Source organism: Undibacterium sp. JH2W (assembly GCF_049340425.1).
Classification (GTDB): Bacteria; Pseudomonadota; Gammaproteobacteria; order Burkholderiales; family Burkholderiaceae_D; genus Undibacterium.
In genome coordinates, this window is record NZ_JBMPOT010000007.1 from 107,123 (window position 1) to 123,585 (window position 16,463).

The window sequence follows — 16,463 nt, forward strand, 5'->3', positions numbered from 1 at the left end:
TTGCAATTGGTAAAACAGATAAAATCAGGATAAATCAAGATTACCTACAAAACAACAATAAATCTTGCGGTGTGTCTGATATTGGCTAAGAAGTATGTTTTTCGCAGGTCTGAGGGTACAAAGACTGCTTTCACAAAAGAAACAATATCATTACAGCAATGGTTTTCTTATCTGGCTGAGCACTTATTTCAGCAGAAAATCCACGCGACTGGGGCTCCCTTTGTCCTTGATGCCATCGGCATTCAATTTGGGAGCGATCAGAAATAATCTTTCTCTTTCTATGCCAACCACATCTTCCAGGTAGTCACGCACTGCATCTGCACGTTTTTGTGCAAGGGCGCGCAAGGCATCCGGCGTCACCTGGGTATTGGCAAGTATCATTTTTTCTGCTTCTGCACTTGGCAAAGTCTTGGCCATGCCTATGGCATTGCGTGGCTTGGTGAATTTTTCTGCCTGATAAACTTCTTCCAGATATTTGACCTTTTCAGCATCTGTAATGACGATATCGTCTTTTTTAACGGTACGGTCTTTTTGGTGCACGTCTTTCCATTTCAGCTCGCGCATTTTTTGCAGCAGCAATAATTGGCGTATGCCATCGCCATCTGTTGCAGGCTCTACCCGGCCTATGATGTCCAGTTTCAGACCGCTACGATTCTTGAGTGCCTTGGCCAAAGTATCCAGCTTGGCCGTAGTAGCAGGCGTCAGGCTGCTTTGCCCAGGTAAAAATTCGGTATAGGCCAGCTCTTCGCCGCCACCAAACATCGACCCCAATAAAGCAAATGGTGAGGTCACGGCCTTGGTAATCACGTTCATGAAGACCTTGAAAATGATGCCGCCAACTGAAAATTGTGGATCAGACAAGGAGCCAGTAATAGGCAGATTGATGGAAATCCGGCCCTGGTTATCACGCAACAAGGCTACCGCCAGCATCACAGGCAGCTTTGTTGCAGACGGGCTCTCTACTCTTTCTCCAAAAGTCAATTGATCCAGCCTTACATCATTCTCTGCCTGCAATTGCTGGTTTTCTATACGGTAAGACACCTGCATGGACAGCTTGCCCTTTTCTATGGCATAACCAGCATACTTGGCTGCATAAGGCGTGAGTCGGGTCAGTTCCAGGCCATTGGCACTGGCCTTGACATCCATGAAGATGGGATTGGACAGCGGGTTCAGGGCACCTGATATCACCAGGGGTGCATCATCATCGACCTTGCCATTCAATTCTATGGTCGCTGGCTGATTGCTATCGGAGGCAATGGCACCTATGGTCCCCGCCACTCCAGTCAGGTTGGCGGTGTAATTCGGCTTGACGAAATTATCAGTGAAGTTGATATTGCCACCGCTCAACGTGGTCTGGGCTATGCGTATGATGACAGGGTTAGCTTTCTCTGGCTTGGCTGGCAAAGGTACTGTCACGATATTGCTGGTAGCAGTCTTACTGATGACGGGCTTGGCTGTCGTGTCGTCCGCCTTTGCCATCTGAGCGCTTGTACCAGCCTCACCCTCTTCAGCATCCATTTTTTTTGTGCTGAGTATGGTTTGTATATTCAACTTGCCTTTGGCAGATAAAATGGCACGTGCATAAAAATCATTGAGCGCCAGTTTTTTCAGTGTGACCAACTGCTTGTCGCCACCTATCTGTGCACTAATGCCATCCATGGATATATTTTTCCACTCCAGGAAATCTTCATCTGCACCGTTTTCCAGCAAGTGGAAGTCATTCAGCGCCAACATACCGTCGTAATTGATTTGCCTGCTGCTATCGAGCACATTATTCAGATTCAGCTTCCCTTTGAGATCGGCACGGCCTCGTGTCAGGGCCGCGTTCACATAGGGTGAGACATAAGGGAACAAGGCAGATACTGGCAAGCCCTGGCCATCCAGGTTCATGGCGATATTTTTTAGCTGGCTGGACGCTGTTGCATCGAGGCTGAGTTTGGATTTTTTACCTATATTGGTCTGCAAGCTCATCTTGACCGCTTGAGACATATCACTGCTGAGTTTTTCAGCATGCAAGCTAAAACCATCAAGCTTCAGCTTTACCTCAGGCGACATGTACTTGTCATTGAAGCTGAACGCACCATCCTTGAAATCCAGGCTTGCAAGATTAACTTTCCAGGCCGATGCAGCACGGGTGCTGGCCGCACTCCCCTCTGTAGCCACAGGTGCGCTTGTGGGCGCTGTCTGGTTGGCGCGCAGCCATTTTTTAACATTCAATACCGCCTGCTCATCTCGTCGTATATCGCTTGTCAGTCCATCCAGCAAGATGTTCGCTATATTGACTTGCTTACTCTCCATGTTCAGGCTGAGCTTGTCTATCGTTAATGCCTTCAGGCTGATGCTGCCATCATCGGCAGACTTGGGTTTGATGCTGAATTGCGCGAGCTTCAAACCCAGGTCATCCACTTGCAGCATACCATTTTGCACTTGCAGTTGCGCCTTGGCCTCAAGCAAACCGTTCACATTGGCCAGCAAATAATTATTCAGTACAGGCTGATAAGTAGCCAGTGACCAGGCATTCAAGGCAAGTTGGGCTTTGAGACTGCCATTCACGGGTTGGACTTCACCTTCCAGTGCCAGGTTTTCATCATGTTCGCCATTCAACACCAACTTGAAAGGTACTGGCTTGGCATCGGCAGCAGATGAGAAATGCTGAGCTTTCAAACTGATATCTTGTAAATGTATGATTTGCGCTGGCACAGCATGCTTGGCATCGCGAAAATGCACTTGCCCTTTGGCGACTTGTAACTCGACCAGTTGCAGCAAGGGGCTATGTGGTTTGGGTGCTGTCGTTGCCATTGAAGAAGCAACAGAAGTGGAAGCAGCACTGGCAGCAACTGACGCAACAGCGTTCTTGCCATCAGCTTTTGCTGGTGTTTTTCCCTGATCGGCCAGGTTGGCCCAATTCAATTGCCCCTGCTGATTAATATCCAGCCACAGCTCTGGTGCGTTCAATTCCAGCTTGCTGATATTGACAGCTGCCGTCATGACATTGACTTGCTTAATTTGTGCATGCAAGCTCGCCAGTTTGAGCAAAGGAGCATCAGATTTGTCATTGACGTCGACGTCATCCAGATGCACCTCACCTGCCAGCAACAATTCTGGATGAGTATTCTTACGGCTAAAAATCAGGTCCAGCTTGGTGGATAGTTTGGCGCTGCTTATCTGTACCGGCATGGCCATGGGCACATAGGGCAAATACTGGGTCAGATCCAGTTTATCAAGATCTATCGCCAAAGAAGTGTCCAGACTATTAGCAAATGGCCTGGCCCTGCCCTTCAGGGAAAAATGCGAGCCATTTACTTTTGCCGACAGCATGGGTTCGACAAAACTTTCCACCTGATTTGGAAAGTTGGAAACAAATGGCACGCCGATTTGCAAAGCTTCTATCTTGAATTGCTCATTAACGACCTTGTCATCTATCTCTATGCGACCGCCCGCCAATTGCAAGTTCGCCAGTGAAAACTTGGCAGGCGTTTCGCTCTTGGGCATGGCAGCAATTTTATCGAGGACATCGCTGAAATTATATCGGCCATAGCCTGCTCCCGAAGTGCGGATAATATGCACATACGGCTCAGCGAGCTTGACCTCATCAACGATGAGCGCTTGACGGAACAAGGACGCCAGCGAGAGATTGAGCACCAGTTCCTTGACTTTGACGGCAGGCGTGTGCTGGTCAGCTTCATACAGATTCAAACCTTCTATCGTCAGCGCCAATTTAAAAGGCGAAAAACGGATTTCTGCCATATCCAGTTTACGGCCTATTTGCTGCTGCACTTGTTCGGCGGCGACACGCTTGACTATGCCCGGCAGAAAAGCCCAACTCAATACCACCAGCAATAACAGCAGCCCGGCAAAACCTGCAGCCCAGCGCCCCAGATGCCAACGTTGGTTTGCGTTCGTGATTTTCTGTTTTATTGTCGTCATGGCGTAGTCTGCTGCGTTTGTGTTCTAAACAAGATTATAGTCGCCAGTGACTGCGATAAAAAGAAAACCCCGCAATTGCGGGGTTAAAGAATGTCAATCAGCAAAGATTTTAAGCATACTAAGCCAGCAATTTGCCCGCAAACACCTTGGCCTGCAAAGGATTGCCCCCTATGTGGTAGGCCAGGTCAGCTGGTCTGGCGATATCCCATATAGCAAAATCCGCAGCCTTGCCCACTTCCAGGCTGCCAGTTTCCACCTGTAAGCCCAGTGCTTGCGCTGCATGACAAGTCACCCCTTGCAAGGCTTCAAGCGGTGTCATGCGGAATAGTGTGCAAGCCATATTCATGGTCAGCAGCAGCGAAGTCATGGGTGAAGTACCAGGATTGCAATCCGTTGCCAGCGCAACCGGCACGCCAGCCGCACGCATGGTAGCTAATGGCGGGTATTTGGTTTCGCGCAAAAAGTAAAAAGCACCTGGCAAGAGCACCGCGACCGTGCCACTGGCCGCCATGGCGGCTATGCCTTCATCTGATAAATATTCCAGATGGTCAGCCGACAAACCCCGGTATTTTGCCGTCAATGCTGCGCCGCCCTGGTCTGATAATTGTTCAGCATGCAGCTTGATCGGCAAGTCGAACGCTTGTGCCGCCTGGAACACCAACTCCGTCTGCGCTGGCGTAAAGCCTATTTTTTCACAGAACACATCAACGGCATCGACCAGATCTTCTGCCACCAGAGCTGGCAACATCTGTTCACAAACCAGTTTGATGTAATCATCAGCCCTGCCTGCATATTCTGGCGGCAAGGCATGCGCGCCCAGAAATGTAGTCTTGACGCGCAACGGAAATTCACTCCCTATGCGTCTGGCAACGCGCAATATGCGCGCCTCGGTTTCCAGGTCCAAGCCATAGCCGGACTTAATTTCCAGCGTAGTCACTCCTTCGGCCAGCATTGCATGCAGACGTGGCAGCGTTGCCGCCAGCAATTCATCTTCACTCGCAGCACGGGTGGCACGCACTGTGGCATTGATACCGCCACCCTGTCTGGCGATTTCTTCATAGGCGACACCATTCAGGCGTGCTTCAAATTCATTGCTGCGGTTACCGGCATACACCAGATGAGTGTGGCAATCGATGAGGCCTGGTGTCAGCCAGCAACCCTTGCCATCATGGGTTTTAGCAGCGGCATACCCGGCAGGCAATTCACTTTGCGGGCCCAGCCAAGCGATCTTGCCATCCTTGACGGCGATGGCAGCATCCCTGACTTCACCATAGCCATCAGTCATACAAGCCAGGTGAACGTTGGTCCACAAACTGTCCCAGGATAAAACTGTAGCACTCATCAGCTGTCACCCATGCTCAAGAATTGTATGCGTATCAGGTACAGCACAGCATCTTCGTCAGCAAGCAGGTTCAGACGTATCCCCTTATGCTCATGCTCTTCTTCAAACAGGCAGCAATCATAGTCTTGCAAAGTCTCACCTGTGGCAAGACGAGCACTGCCTTTTGCGCAGAAAAGCAAGAGCTGCTGGGCATCATTGGCTTCGATGAAATGCTTGCCAGCTTCCAGCCTTTGCATATGATGGGTGCAGACATCGCGCCGCGTCATCATATTCAAGTCCAGCACGGTACCATGCAAGAGTTCGGCATTGATGGGGGTCTCACCCCGGAACTGGTGCGGCAGGCTGTCTTGTTTGAGGAAGACACTCTGCCCATGAACCTGCTCGTTATCACTATGCAGTATCAGGCCATCACCAGACAAAATAGCTAAGGTCCTGTCTATCTGGGCAAAATGCGAAAACGGGCCATTGCTGCTGACTTCGGCAGTACTTAGTCGCCAAATGAAATGATCGAGACCAGCACCAGTTGGATAGATCGCCAGCTCAGTCGTGCTGCCGCCGCCATTTTTCCATGGCATGGTTTGATAGTCTAGTTTTGTCCACTTGCGCATATATCCAAAAGCTTTCAGCAAAATACAGAATGGCCCTCTCGGACGAGAGAGCCACTATCTTAATACAAACCTTCAAACAGAATCAGAACAAAAGAATAGAACCAGAAATCAGGCCAAATACAGATTCTGATACAACTGCTGGCATTGTGCGCTCAAATGGCCTTCGACGACCAGTGCTTTGGCTGCTTCTATATCTGGGGCAAAGAACCTGTCTTTGTCATAGAAAGCTACTTTTTCGCGTAAAAGCGCATGTACTTGCTTCAACATCGCGGATGTTTGCAAGGGCGCATGGAAATCCACACCCTGAGCCGCGGCCAGCAATTCTATGCCAACGATGGTCGCCGTGTTGTGGGCCATTTCATGCAAACGGCGCGCACCATAGGTCGCCATGCTGACATGGTCTTCCTGATTGGCCGAAGTCGGAATACTGTCCACGCTGGATGGGTGAGCATGTGATTTGTTTTCAGATGCCAGCGCTGCTGCCGTCACATGAGCAATCATGAAACCAGAGTTCAAGCCGGATGATGGCACCAGGAAAGGCGGCAGGCCAGAGATAGAAGAATCGATCAACAAGGCAATACGGCGCTCAGAAATAGAACCTATCTCTGCAATTGCCAGCGCCAGGGTGTCTGCCGCGAAAGCCACAGGCTCTGCATGGAAGTTACCACCAGAAATGACTTCACCGGTTTCCACGAACACCAGCGGATTATCCGTCACCGCATTCGCTTCTATCAGCAAAGTGCGGGCCGCATTATTGATGATATCGAGGCAGGCACCCATGACTTGTGGCTGGCAACGCAGGCAATATGGATCTTGCACACGCTCATCATTGACGAGATGTGACTGACGGATTTCACTGCCTTCCAGCAGGCTGCGATAAATCTGCGCTGTCGCGATCTGGCCAGGCTGGCCACGGCTGCTATGGATGCGAGCATCAAACGGGGCATCACTGCCCTTGGCAGCATCGACCGACAAGGAGCCAGTAATGGTGCCCGCTTCCAGCAAACGCTCTGCCAGGAACAGGCCATTCAAGGCCAGCGCAGTGGATACTTGCGTACCATTGATGAGTGCCAAACCTTCCTTGGCTGCCAGAACCACAGGCTTGATACCGGCCGCGGCCAGTGCTTCTTTAGCTGGCACCAGCTTGCCATTCACCCGTGCATCGCCCTCACCCAGCATAGCCAGGGTCATGTGCGACAAAGGGGCCAGATCACCGGATGCACCAACTGAGCCCTTGACCGGGATAGTCGGCATGATGCCTGCGTTATACATGGCGATCATGCTGTCGATCACAGAAGCACGGATGCCAGACACACCACGCGCCAGGCTGGCAATCTTCATCGCCAGGATCAAGCGCACGATCTCGTCAGAAATAAATTCGCCAGAACCAACTGAATGCGAAAGGATGAGATTGCGCTGCAAAAGTTCCAACTGGTCATCAGGGATACGGGTCTTGGCCAGCTTGCCAAAACCGGTATTGATGCCATAAGCAGCGTCACCCTTGGCAACGATTTTATCGATGGTCGCGGATGATGCATTGATGGCTGCATAGGCAGACTCTGCCAGCTTCAAAGGCTGCGCCTTGATCCAGATAGAGCGCAAGTCGCTCAGTGTGAATTGGCCGGGTTGAATTTCAAAATGATTACTCATGTGTTTTTCCTGAATACTTTAAATGTCGTCGTTCCAGCGCAGGCTGGAACCCAGTGTCGTGTGTAGGTTGTGCCGGGCCTCGCTAGGCTACGTCTCATCAGCCCAACACTGGGCCTTCGATAAAAATACGTTCTTTAAGCGCTGAGTGTTGGGCTGGTAAACCGTAGCCTAGCGAGGCCCGGCCCAACCTACGGCATTATCCCAATCACTTATGCTTACTTACCGCCCTTAATCATAGGCAAATTCAACCCCTCACGCTCAGCACAAGCAACAGCCTGTTCATAGCCCGCATCCGCATGGCGCATGACGCCAGAACCGCAGTCATTGACCAGTACACGTGCCAGGCGTTTGGCGGCAGCGTCAGTACCATCTGCAACAATGACCATGCCAGAATGTTGAGAGTAACCCATGCCCACGCCACCGCCATGATGCAGCGATACCCAACTGGCACCGCCAGCAGTATTGAGCAAAGCATTCAGCAATGGCCAGTCGGATACTGCATCCGTACCATCGCGCATGCCTTCGGTTTCGCGATTGGGGCTGGCGACTGAGCCTGTGTCCAGATGGTCACGACCAATGACGATCGGTGCTTTCAATTCGCCATTCTTGACCATTTCATTGAAAGCCAGGCCAGCAATATGACGCTCACCCAAGCCCAGCCAGCAAATACGTGCAGGCAAACCCTGGAAGGCAATGCGCTCGCCAGCCATTTCCAGCCATTTGTGTACGCCCTTATTTTCAGGGAATAGTTCCTTGATCTTGGCATCGGTCTTGCGGATATCTTCCGGGTCGCCAGACAAGGCTACCCAGCGGAATGGGCCTTTGCCATCGCAGAACAAGGGGCGGATATATGCAGGTACAAAACCGGGGAAGTCGAAGGCATTCTTGACGCCAGTATCAAACGCCACCTGGCGAATGTTATTGCCGTAATCAACTGTCGGTATGCCCATGGCGTGGAAGTCGAGCATGGCTTGTACATGTACAGCACAGGCTTGCGAAGCATCGGCAGTCAGTTTGGCATGTTGGGTAACGTCTTGTTGCGCAGCCTTCCACTCGGCCACTGTCCAGCCTATAGGCAAGTAACCATTAATGAGGTCATGGGCAGAGGTTTGATCTGTCACCAGATCAGGTTTCATACCGCCCGCTTTGGCGCGCTTGACCAGCTCAGGCAATATTTCTGCGGCATTGCCAAGCAAGGCAATCGATACTGCTTCTTTACGGTCGCAATGATGCTTGATCAAAGCCAGAGCATCATCCAGATCTTTGGCTTGCTTGTCGACATAACGGGTACGCAGACGGAAGTCTATGCTGGATTGCTGGCATTCGATGTTAAGAGATACTGCACCGGCAAAGCTGGCAGCCAAAGGTTGCGCGCCACCCATGCCACCCAGGCCAGCTGTCAATATCCAGCGGCCACCCCAGTCACCATTGAAATGCTGGCGACCTGCCTCAGCAAAAGTTTCATAGGTACCCTGAACGATGCCTTGCGTACCGATATATATCCAGCTACCGGCAGTCATTTGGCCGTACATGAACAGGCCCTTGCGATCGAGTTCATTGAAATGTTCCCAGTTGGCCCACTTTGGTACCAGGTTGGAATTGGCGATCAGCACGCGGGGGGCATCTTCATGGGTCTTGAATACGCCTACCGGTTTGCCAGATTGGATCAGCAGGGTTTCATCTTCATTGAGTTCTCTGAGTGACGCCAGTATCTGGTCATAGCATTCCCAGTTGCGGGCGGCGCGGCCTATGCCGCCGTAGACCACCAGATGCTTGGGGTTTTCTGCCACAGCAGGGTCAAGATTATTCTGGATCATGCGGTAGGCCGCTTCGGCCACCCAGGTCTTGCAGGTTTTTTCTGGGCCGCGTGGGGCGTGGATTTCGCGGCTGGCATCCCAGCGTGGATCGTTATTCATCGTCTCTCTCCATCAATCTTTACATACAGGATAGCGGTAAAACAGCAGGAATACCGCGCAAATATAAAAATCCGGCCAAGTGCACAAAAACGCAAAAAACCAGACAAAGCTCAATCACTGGAAGAAAGTTTAAGTTGTATATACAACTTTTGCAAGCGAAAAATACGAGGTATTTTAAAAAATGTTCACGCTTCACACTTTGGCGTGATCTTACTGGATCATGCCGTTAACGCCACTACCCTGATAAGCCTGCGAAGCCGACAATGAGTACATCTTCAACCACAACATGAAAGGCAAAACCCATGTCCATCGTTACTGAAGTCGCCGCAGCCAGCAGCACAGAAGCCATCGCCCATTTTGCAGATACGCTGCGCTTTGAAACTGATTGCTGGGATGCCCATGACGCACTCTCCAGCGGCAATGCCGACTTTGTCATCCTAGATGTACGCAGCCCCGAGTCTTATGCCAAGGGCCATGTCCCAGGTGCCATCAACCTGCTCAGGGGCAAGATCATCGCCTCGAAACTGGCCAGCTATCCAGCCGATACCCTGTTTGTGACTTACTGCGCCGGTCCACACTGCAATGGCGCAGCACGTGCAGCCATCAAGCTGGCGCAACTGGGTCGCCCCGTCAAAATCATGGTGGGTGGCATCACCGGCTGGCTGGATGAAGGTTTTAGCCTGACGACAGAAGTCACTGAACTGGCATGAGTGCCATCACAGAACCATCGACATTCTGCATACGCCCCGCCCTCGCCGCTGACGCGGCAGGCTTGTTGCAACTGATGCGAGAACTGGCCGTTTTTGAAGGCTACCTGACTGAATTTCGCGTCACCGTCGAGGATTTGCTGGTACGCGGCCTGGATGCAGAGCGACCGCAATTCAGGGCTTATGTGGCGGCGACACCAACAGGAGACTTACTGGCTTACGCAGTTCTCGTCGAAGTTGCTTTTACCTACGACCTGCATCCAGACTGGCGACTCAAGGAATTGTATGTCACCACACCGGCACGCCAGCTTGGCATAGGCAGTACCCTGATGCAAGCCGTGATAGCTGCCGCCAGGCAATATGGTTGTGGCAGATTAAAATGGGATGTACTGCCAGGCAATAGCAATGCAAAGCGGTTTTACAGACAGCTAGGTGGTGAGCCGGTAAGGGATTGGGAAGCATGGATATTGCAGCTTGCGCCCTAAATTTTTCAAACGAAATCAGCATGGCGAACGCAGCCAAAAGAATGCGTTTGGGCAAAGCAGCATAGGATATTTTTCATCAGATCATCCAGCGTGGATGATCTGTTTTTCAACACCTTATCAGGTGTTCATTTTAGCCATCAACATTCAAGGCCGCATTCATATAAGGATAACTGAGCTCATGTTTGAATAATGAAGTTGTCTGCCCCTGATGCAAAAACTGCCGCACCCCCTCCCTGCCGTGGTGATAAGCGAGCTGGAAAGGCACAGGCCCCAGAGAAAAACGGCGACAACCCGCAGCAAACAATTGATTAATGTCCGGCATGCCAGGCACGGCCATGATGTTGACAGGGATGTCGAGTGTCTGCGCAATTGTAGAAATGATCGCAGTATCGCAAAGCCCGGGCAAAAACGCAGCGCTGGCTCCGGCCGCCTGGTAGGCTTGCGTACGGCTGATTGCCATTTGCAGGGCAGCATCGCCACTCGCCAATCCACGCAGATAAACATCTGTCCTGGCATTGATGAAGAATTCAGCACCAGCCAGCTTGCTACGGATAGCCTTGATTTTTGCGACCAACAATTCAGGAGTACCACCACCATCCTCAAGATTGATGCCAGCCACGCCGCATTGCTGCAGGTCTGCCACCAGCGCAGCAACAGCGTTAGCATCGTCACTATAACCCTCTTCAATATCCACAGACAAAGGCACTTTGATGACGCGCAAAATGCGTCGCACAGCTGCCAGTAATTCTTCACGTGGCACGGTGCCACCGTCAGCATAGCCCAGCGCCCAGGCCAGCGATGCACTGGAAGTGGCAATCGCAGTGGCACCATCACGCTCGAACAGGATAGCACTGGCGGCATCCCAGGCGTTGGGTAGCAGCAAGGGTGTATTGCCCTCATGTAGTTCTTTGAAGGTACTGAAGCTTGTAGTTGTCATGAAAAACTCCGAATATGAGTCAAGTAAAAAACATCGCCATCTTAAGCAATGCGACAGGATATATCCCGCCGGATTCGGCCATCATTGTCACACAAAAAAAGCCGGGCTGCGCTGCACAAACCTGCAGGCAATCCGGCTCCTTGATTCATGCATTTTTATCTGTCCATATCAGGCATCAAAGCCACCATCAGCCTTGAGATTGGCACCAGTAATAAATGCCGCATCTTCACTCGCCAGGTAAGCAACCAGGCTGGCGATCTGTGTACCTGTACCGTATTTGCCGGTCGCCATGTAGCTACGCATGGTGTCGGCAAAAGCACCGTTGGCGGGATTCATTTCAGTATCAACCGGGCCAGGCTGTACATTATTGACGGTGATACCACGAGCGCCCAGATCGCGTGCCAGGCCGCGGGTGAATGAGGCTACTGCACCTTTGGTCAAGGCGTACAGCGACAGGCCAGGTACGGGCACATAATCACTATTGACGCTACCTATGTTGATGATGCGGCCACCCTCTTTCATATGGCGCTGCGCTTCTTGCGAGGCAACAAACACGCCAGTCACGTTCACGGCAATCAGGTGTTGATAGTCTTCCATGCTGATATCAGCAATACCACCAGCGACCAGCGCGCCTGCATTGTTGACCAGAATATCAAGGCTGCCAAATTCTGCCACTGTTCTTGCAACAGCCTGCCTGACGGCACCGGCATCTTGCGCATCAGCACGAATAGCCAGCGCCTTGCCACCGGCTGAACGTATCTCTGCAACCAGTTGTTCTGCCTGCTGCGCACTGCTGGAATAAGTGATGGCAACGGCAGCTCCGTCAGTCACTAGCTTGCGGGCAATCGCTGCACCTATGCCGCGTGAACCGCCAGTGACCAGGGCTGTTTTACCGGCCAGGTTTGCTTTGGATGTGTTTGCTTGTTGTGTGTTGAATGCTTGTGTCATGTCGTTCTCCTGTTTGCTTCGGTTGAATTTCTGTAATCCCTGATTGGATGAGGCTATTTTGCGCTTTAAAACTAATTACAAATAGTCCATAATCGATTACATTACTTTCAACCAAAGGTTGAAAGTAATCAGGAAAAATAAGGAGAAATCATGGAAACGCTGGCAAGCATAGAATCTTTCGTACGCAGTGCAGAAGCAGGCAGTTTTTCGCAGGCAGCGCGCAATCTGGGCTTGACACCGGCAGCTGTCAGCAAAAATGTCGCCAAGCTGGAGTCACGTCTGGGGATACGTCTGTTCCAGCGCAGCACACGCAGCCTGATGCTGACTGAGGCCGGAGAAGTATTTCTGGCCCAGGTCAGTGGCGGGCTGGACAGCATACAGGCCGCGCTGGCAAATGTGGAAAACGTTGCAGGCAAACCCGCTGGTGCATTAAAGATCAGTCTGGCACTGGCCTTTGGGCGTGATTATGTTTTACCAGCGGTGAATGATTTTATTAGCACTTACCCCGATGTCATTCCCGACCTGCATTTTGACAACCGCAGCGTAGACCTGATTGCGGAGGGCTTTGACGTCGCCATCGGCGGCGGCATAGAGCTGGTGCCGGGGGTGATTGCCCGTGAGATCGGGCGTGCCCATGTGATACCGGTGGCCTCGCCTGCCTACATTGCTGCACACAAGATGCCGCGCAGTCCCGCCGACCTGGCAGATCTGGATGGCATCATACGCCGCTCACCACAAAGCGGCAGGTTGCGCTCGTGGACGCTGCGCAATGCTGCGGGTGAAGAAGCCCATATGGAACTCAAGACCCGCATCATCATGGATGACCCCGAAGCCATGTGCCATGCTGCCTTGCTGGATTTGGGTGTGGCCATGGTGCCGAGGCTACATGCCCTACCTTATCTGGAAAGCGGTGCGTTACTACGCTTGCTACCCAGTTGGCATGCAGATATAGGCGCGATTTCACTCTACTATGCCAGCAGCAAACTCATGCCTGCCAAGACCAGGCTGTTTGTTGATTTCATCCTTATGCGCTTCCGTGAACTCGATATTGCCAGCAAATTTTCTGCCCTGCCGCGCAAAAAATGACAGTGCTGGTCAATATATTCGCTATCGCTGACTTGCTATGAGAAAATGCAGGCACCCATTACTTCCATGTCACCTATCCTGTGAAACCCAGCAAGCCAGAAATTCCTGCTTTTCAAGTCATCAAAGATACCCTGCTCCAGGAAATCCAGTCAGGCAAATGGAAAGAAGGTGATGCCATCCCTGCCGAAACTGCGCTGGCCAGCCAGTTTGGTGTCTCGCGCATGACAGTCAACCGCGCCGTGCGCGAACTGACCAGTGAACAAATCCTGACACGCATACAAGGCTCCGGCACCTATGTGGCGCAACAAAAATACCAGGCAACGCTGGTAGCGATCAAAAGTATCGCTGAAGAAATCCGTTCACGCGGCCATGACCACCGCAGTGAATTACATGAACTGAAGGCAGAAGTCGCAACCGAGCAACTGGCAGCAGAATTCCAGGTACAGCCTGGTCATTCTTTATTTCATTCCGTCATTGTCCACTTTGAAAACGAAGTGGCAATACAGGTGGAAGACCGCTGGGTCAATTCCAGCGTGACGCCAGAATATCTGCAACAAGACTTCAGCACCATGACACCGAATGAATACCTGGTGGCAGTCGCCCCCTTGCAAGGCGTTGATTACAGCATAGAAGCCGTGCTGCCCCCCAGGCAGATCGCCGAGATGCTGCATATCTCAGCCAAGGAAGCCTGCCTGGTCTTACACAGAACCACACGTTCCCGCGACATGATCGCCACCAGCGTGACCATGTGGCATCCGGGTAAGCGTTATCAGTTTGCCGGAAGTTTTTAAATTCAAGACCTCTCAACACAGAGGCACAGAGACACAGAGGGTAGAGAGAAATTCTTTTGAATTTATGGCGCATGAAAATGTCGTAGGAGCGGCTTCAGCCGCGAAGGTCTGGCCGTGTCGGTGATTCTTGTTTTTTAAACATTCGCGGCTAAAGCCGCTCCTACATGTTTTTGCTAAGACCATCCTTTCTCTGCTTTGATCTGTCCAGTTTTTATATTTCGTGTTTCTGTCACCCAAATCACCCATCACCGCGTTATATCTTAACAATCTGGCACCTGCTAGCTGGTATTTAATGCAGCCGTCACACCTCCATAGTGCTGGCAAGTTAAAATACGGCCTAGACTCCTATAAGCACCTATAAGCAAGAAAGAAACATCATGGCAAAAAAGAATGAACTGGATCCAGAAACCGAGGCGTTGATTGCCTGGTGCACTGAAGTAGAAGGCTTCCTCGTTGCTGGCGGTGCTACCGTCAACCAGGCGCAAGACCATATAGAGGAGCAGATAGAATGGTTCACTGATCTGTTTTTTGATGGATTAACACCAGAAGAGGCGGCCAAAGAAGCGCTGGCTTGAATGCCCGCACAAGCTCACCTCGACCAGCATATTGAAATAAAAATGATTCACCGCAAATTATTTGTACCACTCGCCTTCACCCTGGCTTTGTTAAGCGCCTGCACTACTACCAAGCACGCTGGCTTGCAGCATGAAGAATTTGGTGCTACCGGCGTATTTACCCGTAGTTTCCCCGGCACTGAAAAAAGTGCCTGCGAAGCTGCGCGCCGCGCCCTGCTGAGCCAGGGTTATGTCATCAGCGACTGGAAACCCTCAGTCCTCAAAGGCCGCAGGAAATACCAGCCAGAAGCCGACATCCATGCAGAAATAGAATTCAACGTCGTCTGCGTGGCCGACAGCAAGGGCAGCAACAGCACCACCGTCTTTGCCAATGCCGTGCGTGACCGCTATTCGCTGAAAAAGAGTAATACTTCCGCCAGCATCGGTGTCAGCGCCATAGGCTCTGTCTCCCTGCCCTTTGGCTCTACCGATGACGCCCTGGTCAAAGTCGCCAGCGAAACCATACCTACCGGCCAGTTCTATGAGCAATTCTTTGAATTGCTGGACCGTTATCTGGATAGCGTGCCCTATATCCAGGAAACCGAGGAAGAAAAGAAAACCGTGGCAGCGCCCCCTGCATCACCGGCGAGCGCAAGCCAGACAGCAAGCAGCACACCACCCGCAGAATCCGGTAAAAAGTCAGAGGATTAACACCATGCAAGCCGATGATCTGCAAAGACTGCTGAGTTTTAAAATGCCCTACGGTAAATATAAAGATACTGTCATCGCTGACTTGCCTGGCAATTATCTGGGCTGGTTTGCACGGGAAGGATTCCCAAAAGGTGAAATTGGTCGCCTGCTGGAACTGATGTATGAGATTGATCACAATAATCTCGGCGAATTGCTGGCCCCGCTCAGGAAGAAAGCATAAGCAATACAAATCAGGGTGGCGAAGGCAAGCCTGACATTACCAAGCCAGAACGACAAAAGACGGACATGTTACATGCCCGCCTTTTTCAATGGCAAAACCCTACTACAATCTTACTAGTTGGTTTTGCTGTTATCTTTGCTTTGACGCTTGCCTGCCGCAGTTGCTGGCAAGTACTTCATAGGGTCATTCACACCTGCTGCATAGGCAGTCACCAGACTACGCTGCCTCATGCAGGAAGCGCTCAATACTGTTGCATCAGGTGCAGAAGAATTCACACAAACCTGCAAATCCTTGACAGTATCCAGCGGTATGCCAGCAGCAGCAGCCACAGAAACGATGGATTGTGGATTGGCACCACTGGCAACCAGACTATCCACAGTGGCTTGCAAATTGCTCGTCGTTGTCAGGGCATTGAAAATGCCGTCAACCGAGGTGTCCACGCCTTCAGCAAAGGCCACCGACATGCCACCGACCAAAGCCAGCCCTAACAAAGTGTTTTTCATCATTTTTTTCATCAGTATCCCCCAACATGTTGACAAACCATTTTGTCTCACGCGACCAATTCTAAATAAGTGTAAATC

15 protein-coding genes are annotated in these 16,463 nt (G+C 51.4%); 7 read left to right on the plus strand and 8 right to left on the minus strand.

All coding sequences use genetic code 11. The features are described from left to right. Positions 1–183: 183 nt before the first annotated feature. The 5 genes from ACO0LC_RS11830 to hutU all read right to left on the minus strand — a co-directional run bounded on the left by ACO0LC_RS11830 (position 184) and on the right by hutU (position 9,443). On the minus strand, positions 184–3,927 hold the full coding sequence (locus ACO0LC_RS11830) for a DUF748 domain-containing protein (protein WP_423003208.1): 3,744 nt from the start codon (positions 3,925–3,927) through the stop codon (positions 184–186). A gap of 118 nt (positions 3,928–4,045) precedes the next feature. Beyond that, complete coding sequence (hutI, locus tag ACO0LC_RS11835; protein WP_423003210.1) at positions 4,046–5,269, minus strand: imidazolonepropionase; 1,224 nt, start codon at positions 5,267–5,269, stop codon at positions 4,046–4,048. After that, a complete protein-coding gene (locus tag ACO0LC_RS11840; protein ID WP_423003212.1) occupies positions 5,269–5,844 on the minus strand; it encodes a HutD family protein in 576 nt (191 codons plus the stop codon). The genes hutI and ACO0LC_RS11840 overlap by 1 nt, the downstream gene beginning before the upstream one ends. Positions 5,845–5,985: 141 nt before the next feature. Beyond that, a complete protein-coding gene (hutH, locus tag ACO0LC_RS11845) occupies positions 5,986–7,527 on the minus strand; it encodes a histidine ammonia-lyase (RefSeq protein WP_423003214.1) in 1,542 nt (513 codons plus the stop codon). 215 nt (positions 7,528–7,742) lie between these two features. Next, on the minus strand, positions 7,743–9,443 hold the full coding sequence (gene hutU, locus ACO0LC_RS11850; protein WP_423003216.1) for a urocanate hydratase: 1,701 nt from the start codon (positions 9,441–9,443) through the stop codon (positions 7,743–7,745). Between the two features lie 302 nt (positions 9,444–9,745). On the opposite strand from hutU, the gene ACO0LC_RS11855 reads away from it, so the two are divergent. Continuing rightward, complete coding sequence (locus tag ACO0LC_RS11855) at positions 9,746–10,153, plus strand: rhodanese-like domain-containing protein (protein WP_423003218.1); 408 nt, start codon at positions 9,746–9,748, stop codon at positions 10,151–10,153. Beyond that, positions 10,150–10,635 carry a GNAT family N-acetyltransferase gene (locus ACO0LC_RS11860; RefSeq protein ID WP_423003220.1) on the plus strand — a complete coding sequence of 162 codons (486 nt, stop codon included), beginning with the start codon at positions 10,150–10,152 and terminating at the stop codon, positions 10,633–10,635. The genes ACO0LC_RS11855 and ACO0LC_RS11860 overlap by 4 nt, the downstream gene beginning before the upstream one ends. A 130-nt stretch (positions 10,636–10,765) precedes the next feature. Here the strand turns inward: ACO0LC_RS11860 and ACO0LC_RS11865 are convergent, their stop codons facing one another. Continuing rightward, positions 10,766–11,572, minus strand: coding sequence for an isocitrate lyase/PEP mutase family protein (locus ACO0LC_RS11865; RefSeq protein ID WP_423003222.1), 807 nt, complete (start codon positions 11,570–11,572; stop codon positions 10,766–10,768). 168 nt (positions 11,573–11,740) lie between these two features. Next, the gene (locus ACO0LC_RS11870) at positions 11,741–12,520 is read right to left on the minus strand and encodes a 3-oxoacyl-ACP reductase family protein (protein WP_423003224.1); all 780 of its coding nucleotides are present in this window, start codon (positions 12,518–12,520) and stop codon (positions 11,741–11,743) included. Between the two features lie 150 nt (positions 12,521–12,670). Between ACO0LC_RS11870 and ACO0LC_RS11875 the strand changes: the two genes are divergently transcribed. From ACO0LC_RS11875 to ACO0LC_RS11895, 5 genes are all read left to right on the plus strand, one after another. Then, positions 12,671–13,606: a LysR family transcriptional regulator gene (locus ACO0LC_RS11875; RefSeq protein ID WP_423003226.1), complete on the plus strand. Its 936-nt coding sequence runs from the start codon at positions 12,671–12,673 to the stop codon at positions 13,604–13,606. Positions 13,607–13,686: 80 nt separating this feature from the next. Then, complete coding sequence (gene hutC / locus ACO0LC_RS11880) at positions 13,687–14,397, plus strand: histidine utilization repressor (protein ID WP_423003228.1); 711 nt, start codon at positions 13,687–13,689, stop codon at positions 14,395–14,397. 377 nt (positions 14,398–14,774) lie between these two features. After that, complete coding sequence (locus tag ACO0LC_RS11885; protein WP_211324398.1) at positions 14,775–14,972, plus strand: hypothetical protein; 198 nt, start codon at positions 14,775–14,777, stop codon at positions 14,970–14,972. Positions 14,973–15,014: 42 nt separating this feature from the next. Further along, a complete protein-coding gene (locus ACO0LC_RS11890) occupies positions 15,015–15,662 on the plus strand; it encodes a DUF2242 domain-containing protein (protein ID WP_423003230.1) in 648 nt (215 codons plus the stop codon). A 4-nt stretch (positions 15,663–15,666) separates the two neighbouring features. After that, on the plus strand, positions 15,667–15,882 hold the full coding sequence (locus ACO0LC_RS11895) for a DUF3820 family protein (RefSeq protein WP_423003232.1): 216 nt from the start codon (positions 15,667–15,669) through the stop codon (positions 15,880–15,882). A 113-nt stretch (positions 15,883–15,995) separates the two neighbouring features. On the opposite strand, the gene ACO0LC_RS11900 is transcribed toward ACO0LC_RS11895, so the two are convergent. After that, on the minus strand, positions 15,996–16,385 hold the full coding sequence (locus ACO0LC_RS11900) for a hypothetical protein (protein ID WP_423003234.1): 390 nt from the start codon (positions 16,383–16,385) through the stop codon (positions 15,996–15,998). Positions 16,386–16,463 lie beyond the last annotated feature (78 nt).

Excerpts from the sequence above, each read along its gene's own strand:
- ACO0LC_RS11830 (WP_423003208.1), bottom strand. The coding sequence starts at position 3,927 with ATGACGACAATAAAACAGAAAATCACGAACGCAAACCAACGTTGGCAT.
- hutI (WP_423003210.1), bottom strand. The coding sequence starts at position 5,269 with ATGAGTGCTACAGTTTTATCCTGGGACAGTTTGTGGACCAACGTTCAC.
- ACO0LC_RS11840 (WP_423003212.1), bottom strand. The coding sequence starts at position 5,844 with ATGCCATGGAAAAATGGCGGCGGCAGCACGACTGAGCTGGCGATCTAT.
- hutH (WP_423003214.1), bottom strand. The coding sequence starts at position 7,527 with ATGAGTAATCATTTTGAAATTCAACCCGGCCAATTCACACTGAGCGAC.
- hutU (WP_423003216.1), bottom strand. The coding sequence starts at position 9,443 with ATGAATAACGATCCACGCTGGGATGCCAGCCGCGAAATCCACGCCCCA.
- ACO0LC_RS11855 (WP_423003218.1), top strand. The coding sequence starts at position 9,746 with ATGTCCATCGTTACTGAAGTCGCCGCAGCCAGCAGCACAGAAGCCATC.
- ACO0LC_RS11860 (WP_423003220.1), top strand. The coding sequence starts at position 10,150 with ATGAGTGCCATCACAGAACCATCGACATTCTGCATACGCCCCGCCCTC.
- ACO0LC_RS11865 (WP_423003222.1), bottom strand. The coding sequence starts at position 11,572 with ATGACAACTACAAGCTTCAGTACCTTCAAAGAACTACATGAGGGCAAT.
- ACO0LC_RS11870 (WP_423003224.1), bottom strand. The coding sequence starts at position 12,520 with ATGACACAAGCATTCAACACACAACAAGCAAACACATCCAAAGCAAAC.
- ACO0LC_RS11875 (WP_423003226.1), top strand. The coding sequence starts at position 12,671 with ATGGAAACGCTGGCAAGCATAGAATCTTTCGTACGCAGTGCAGAAGCA.
- ACO0LC_RS11885 (WP_211324398.1), top strand. The coding sequence starts at position 14,775 with ATGGCAAAAAAGAATGAACTGGATCCAGAAACCGAGGCGTTGATTGCC.
- ACO0LC_RS11890 (WP_423003230.1), top strand. The coding sequence starts at position 15,015 with ATGATTCACCGCAAATTATTTGTACCACTCGCCTTCACCCTGGCTTTG.
- ACO0LC_RS11895 (WP_423003232.1), top strand. The coding sequence starts at position 15,667 with ATGCAAGCCGATGATCTGCAAAGACTGCTGAGTTTTAAAATGCCCTAC.
- ACO0LC_RS11900 (WP_423003234.1), bottom strand. The coding sequence starts at position 16,385 with ATGAAAAACACTTTGTTAGGGCTGGCTTTGGTCGGTGGCATGTCGGTG.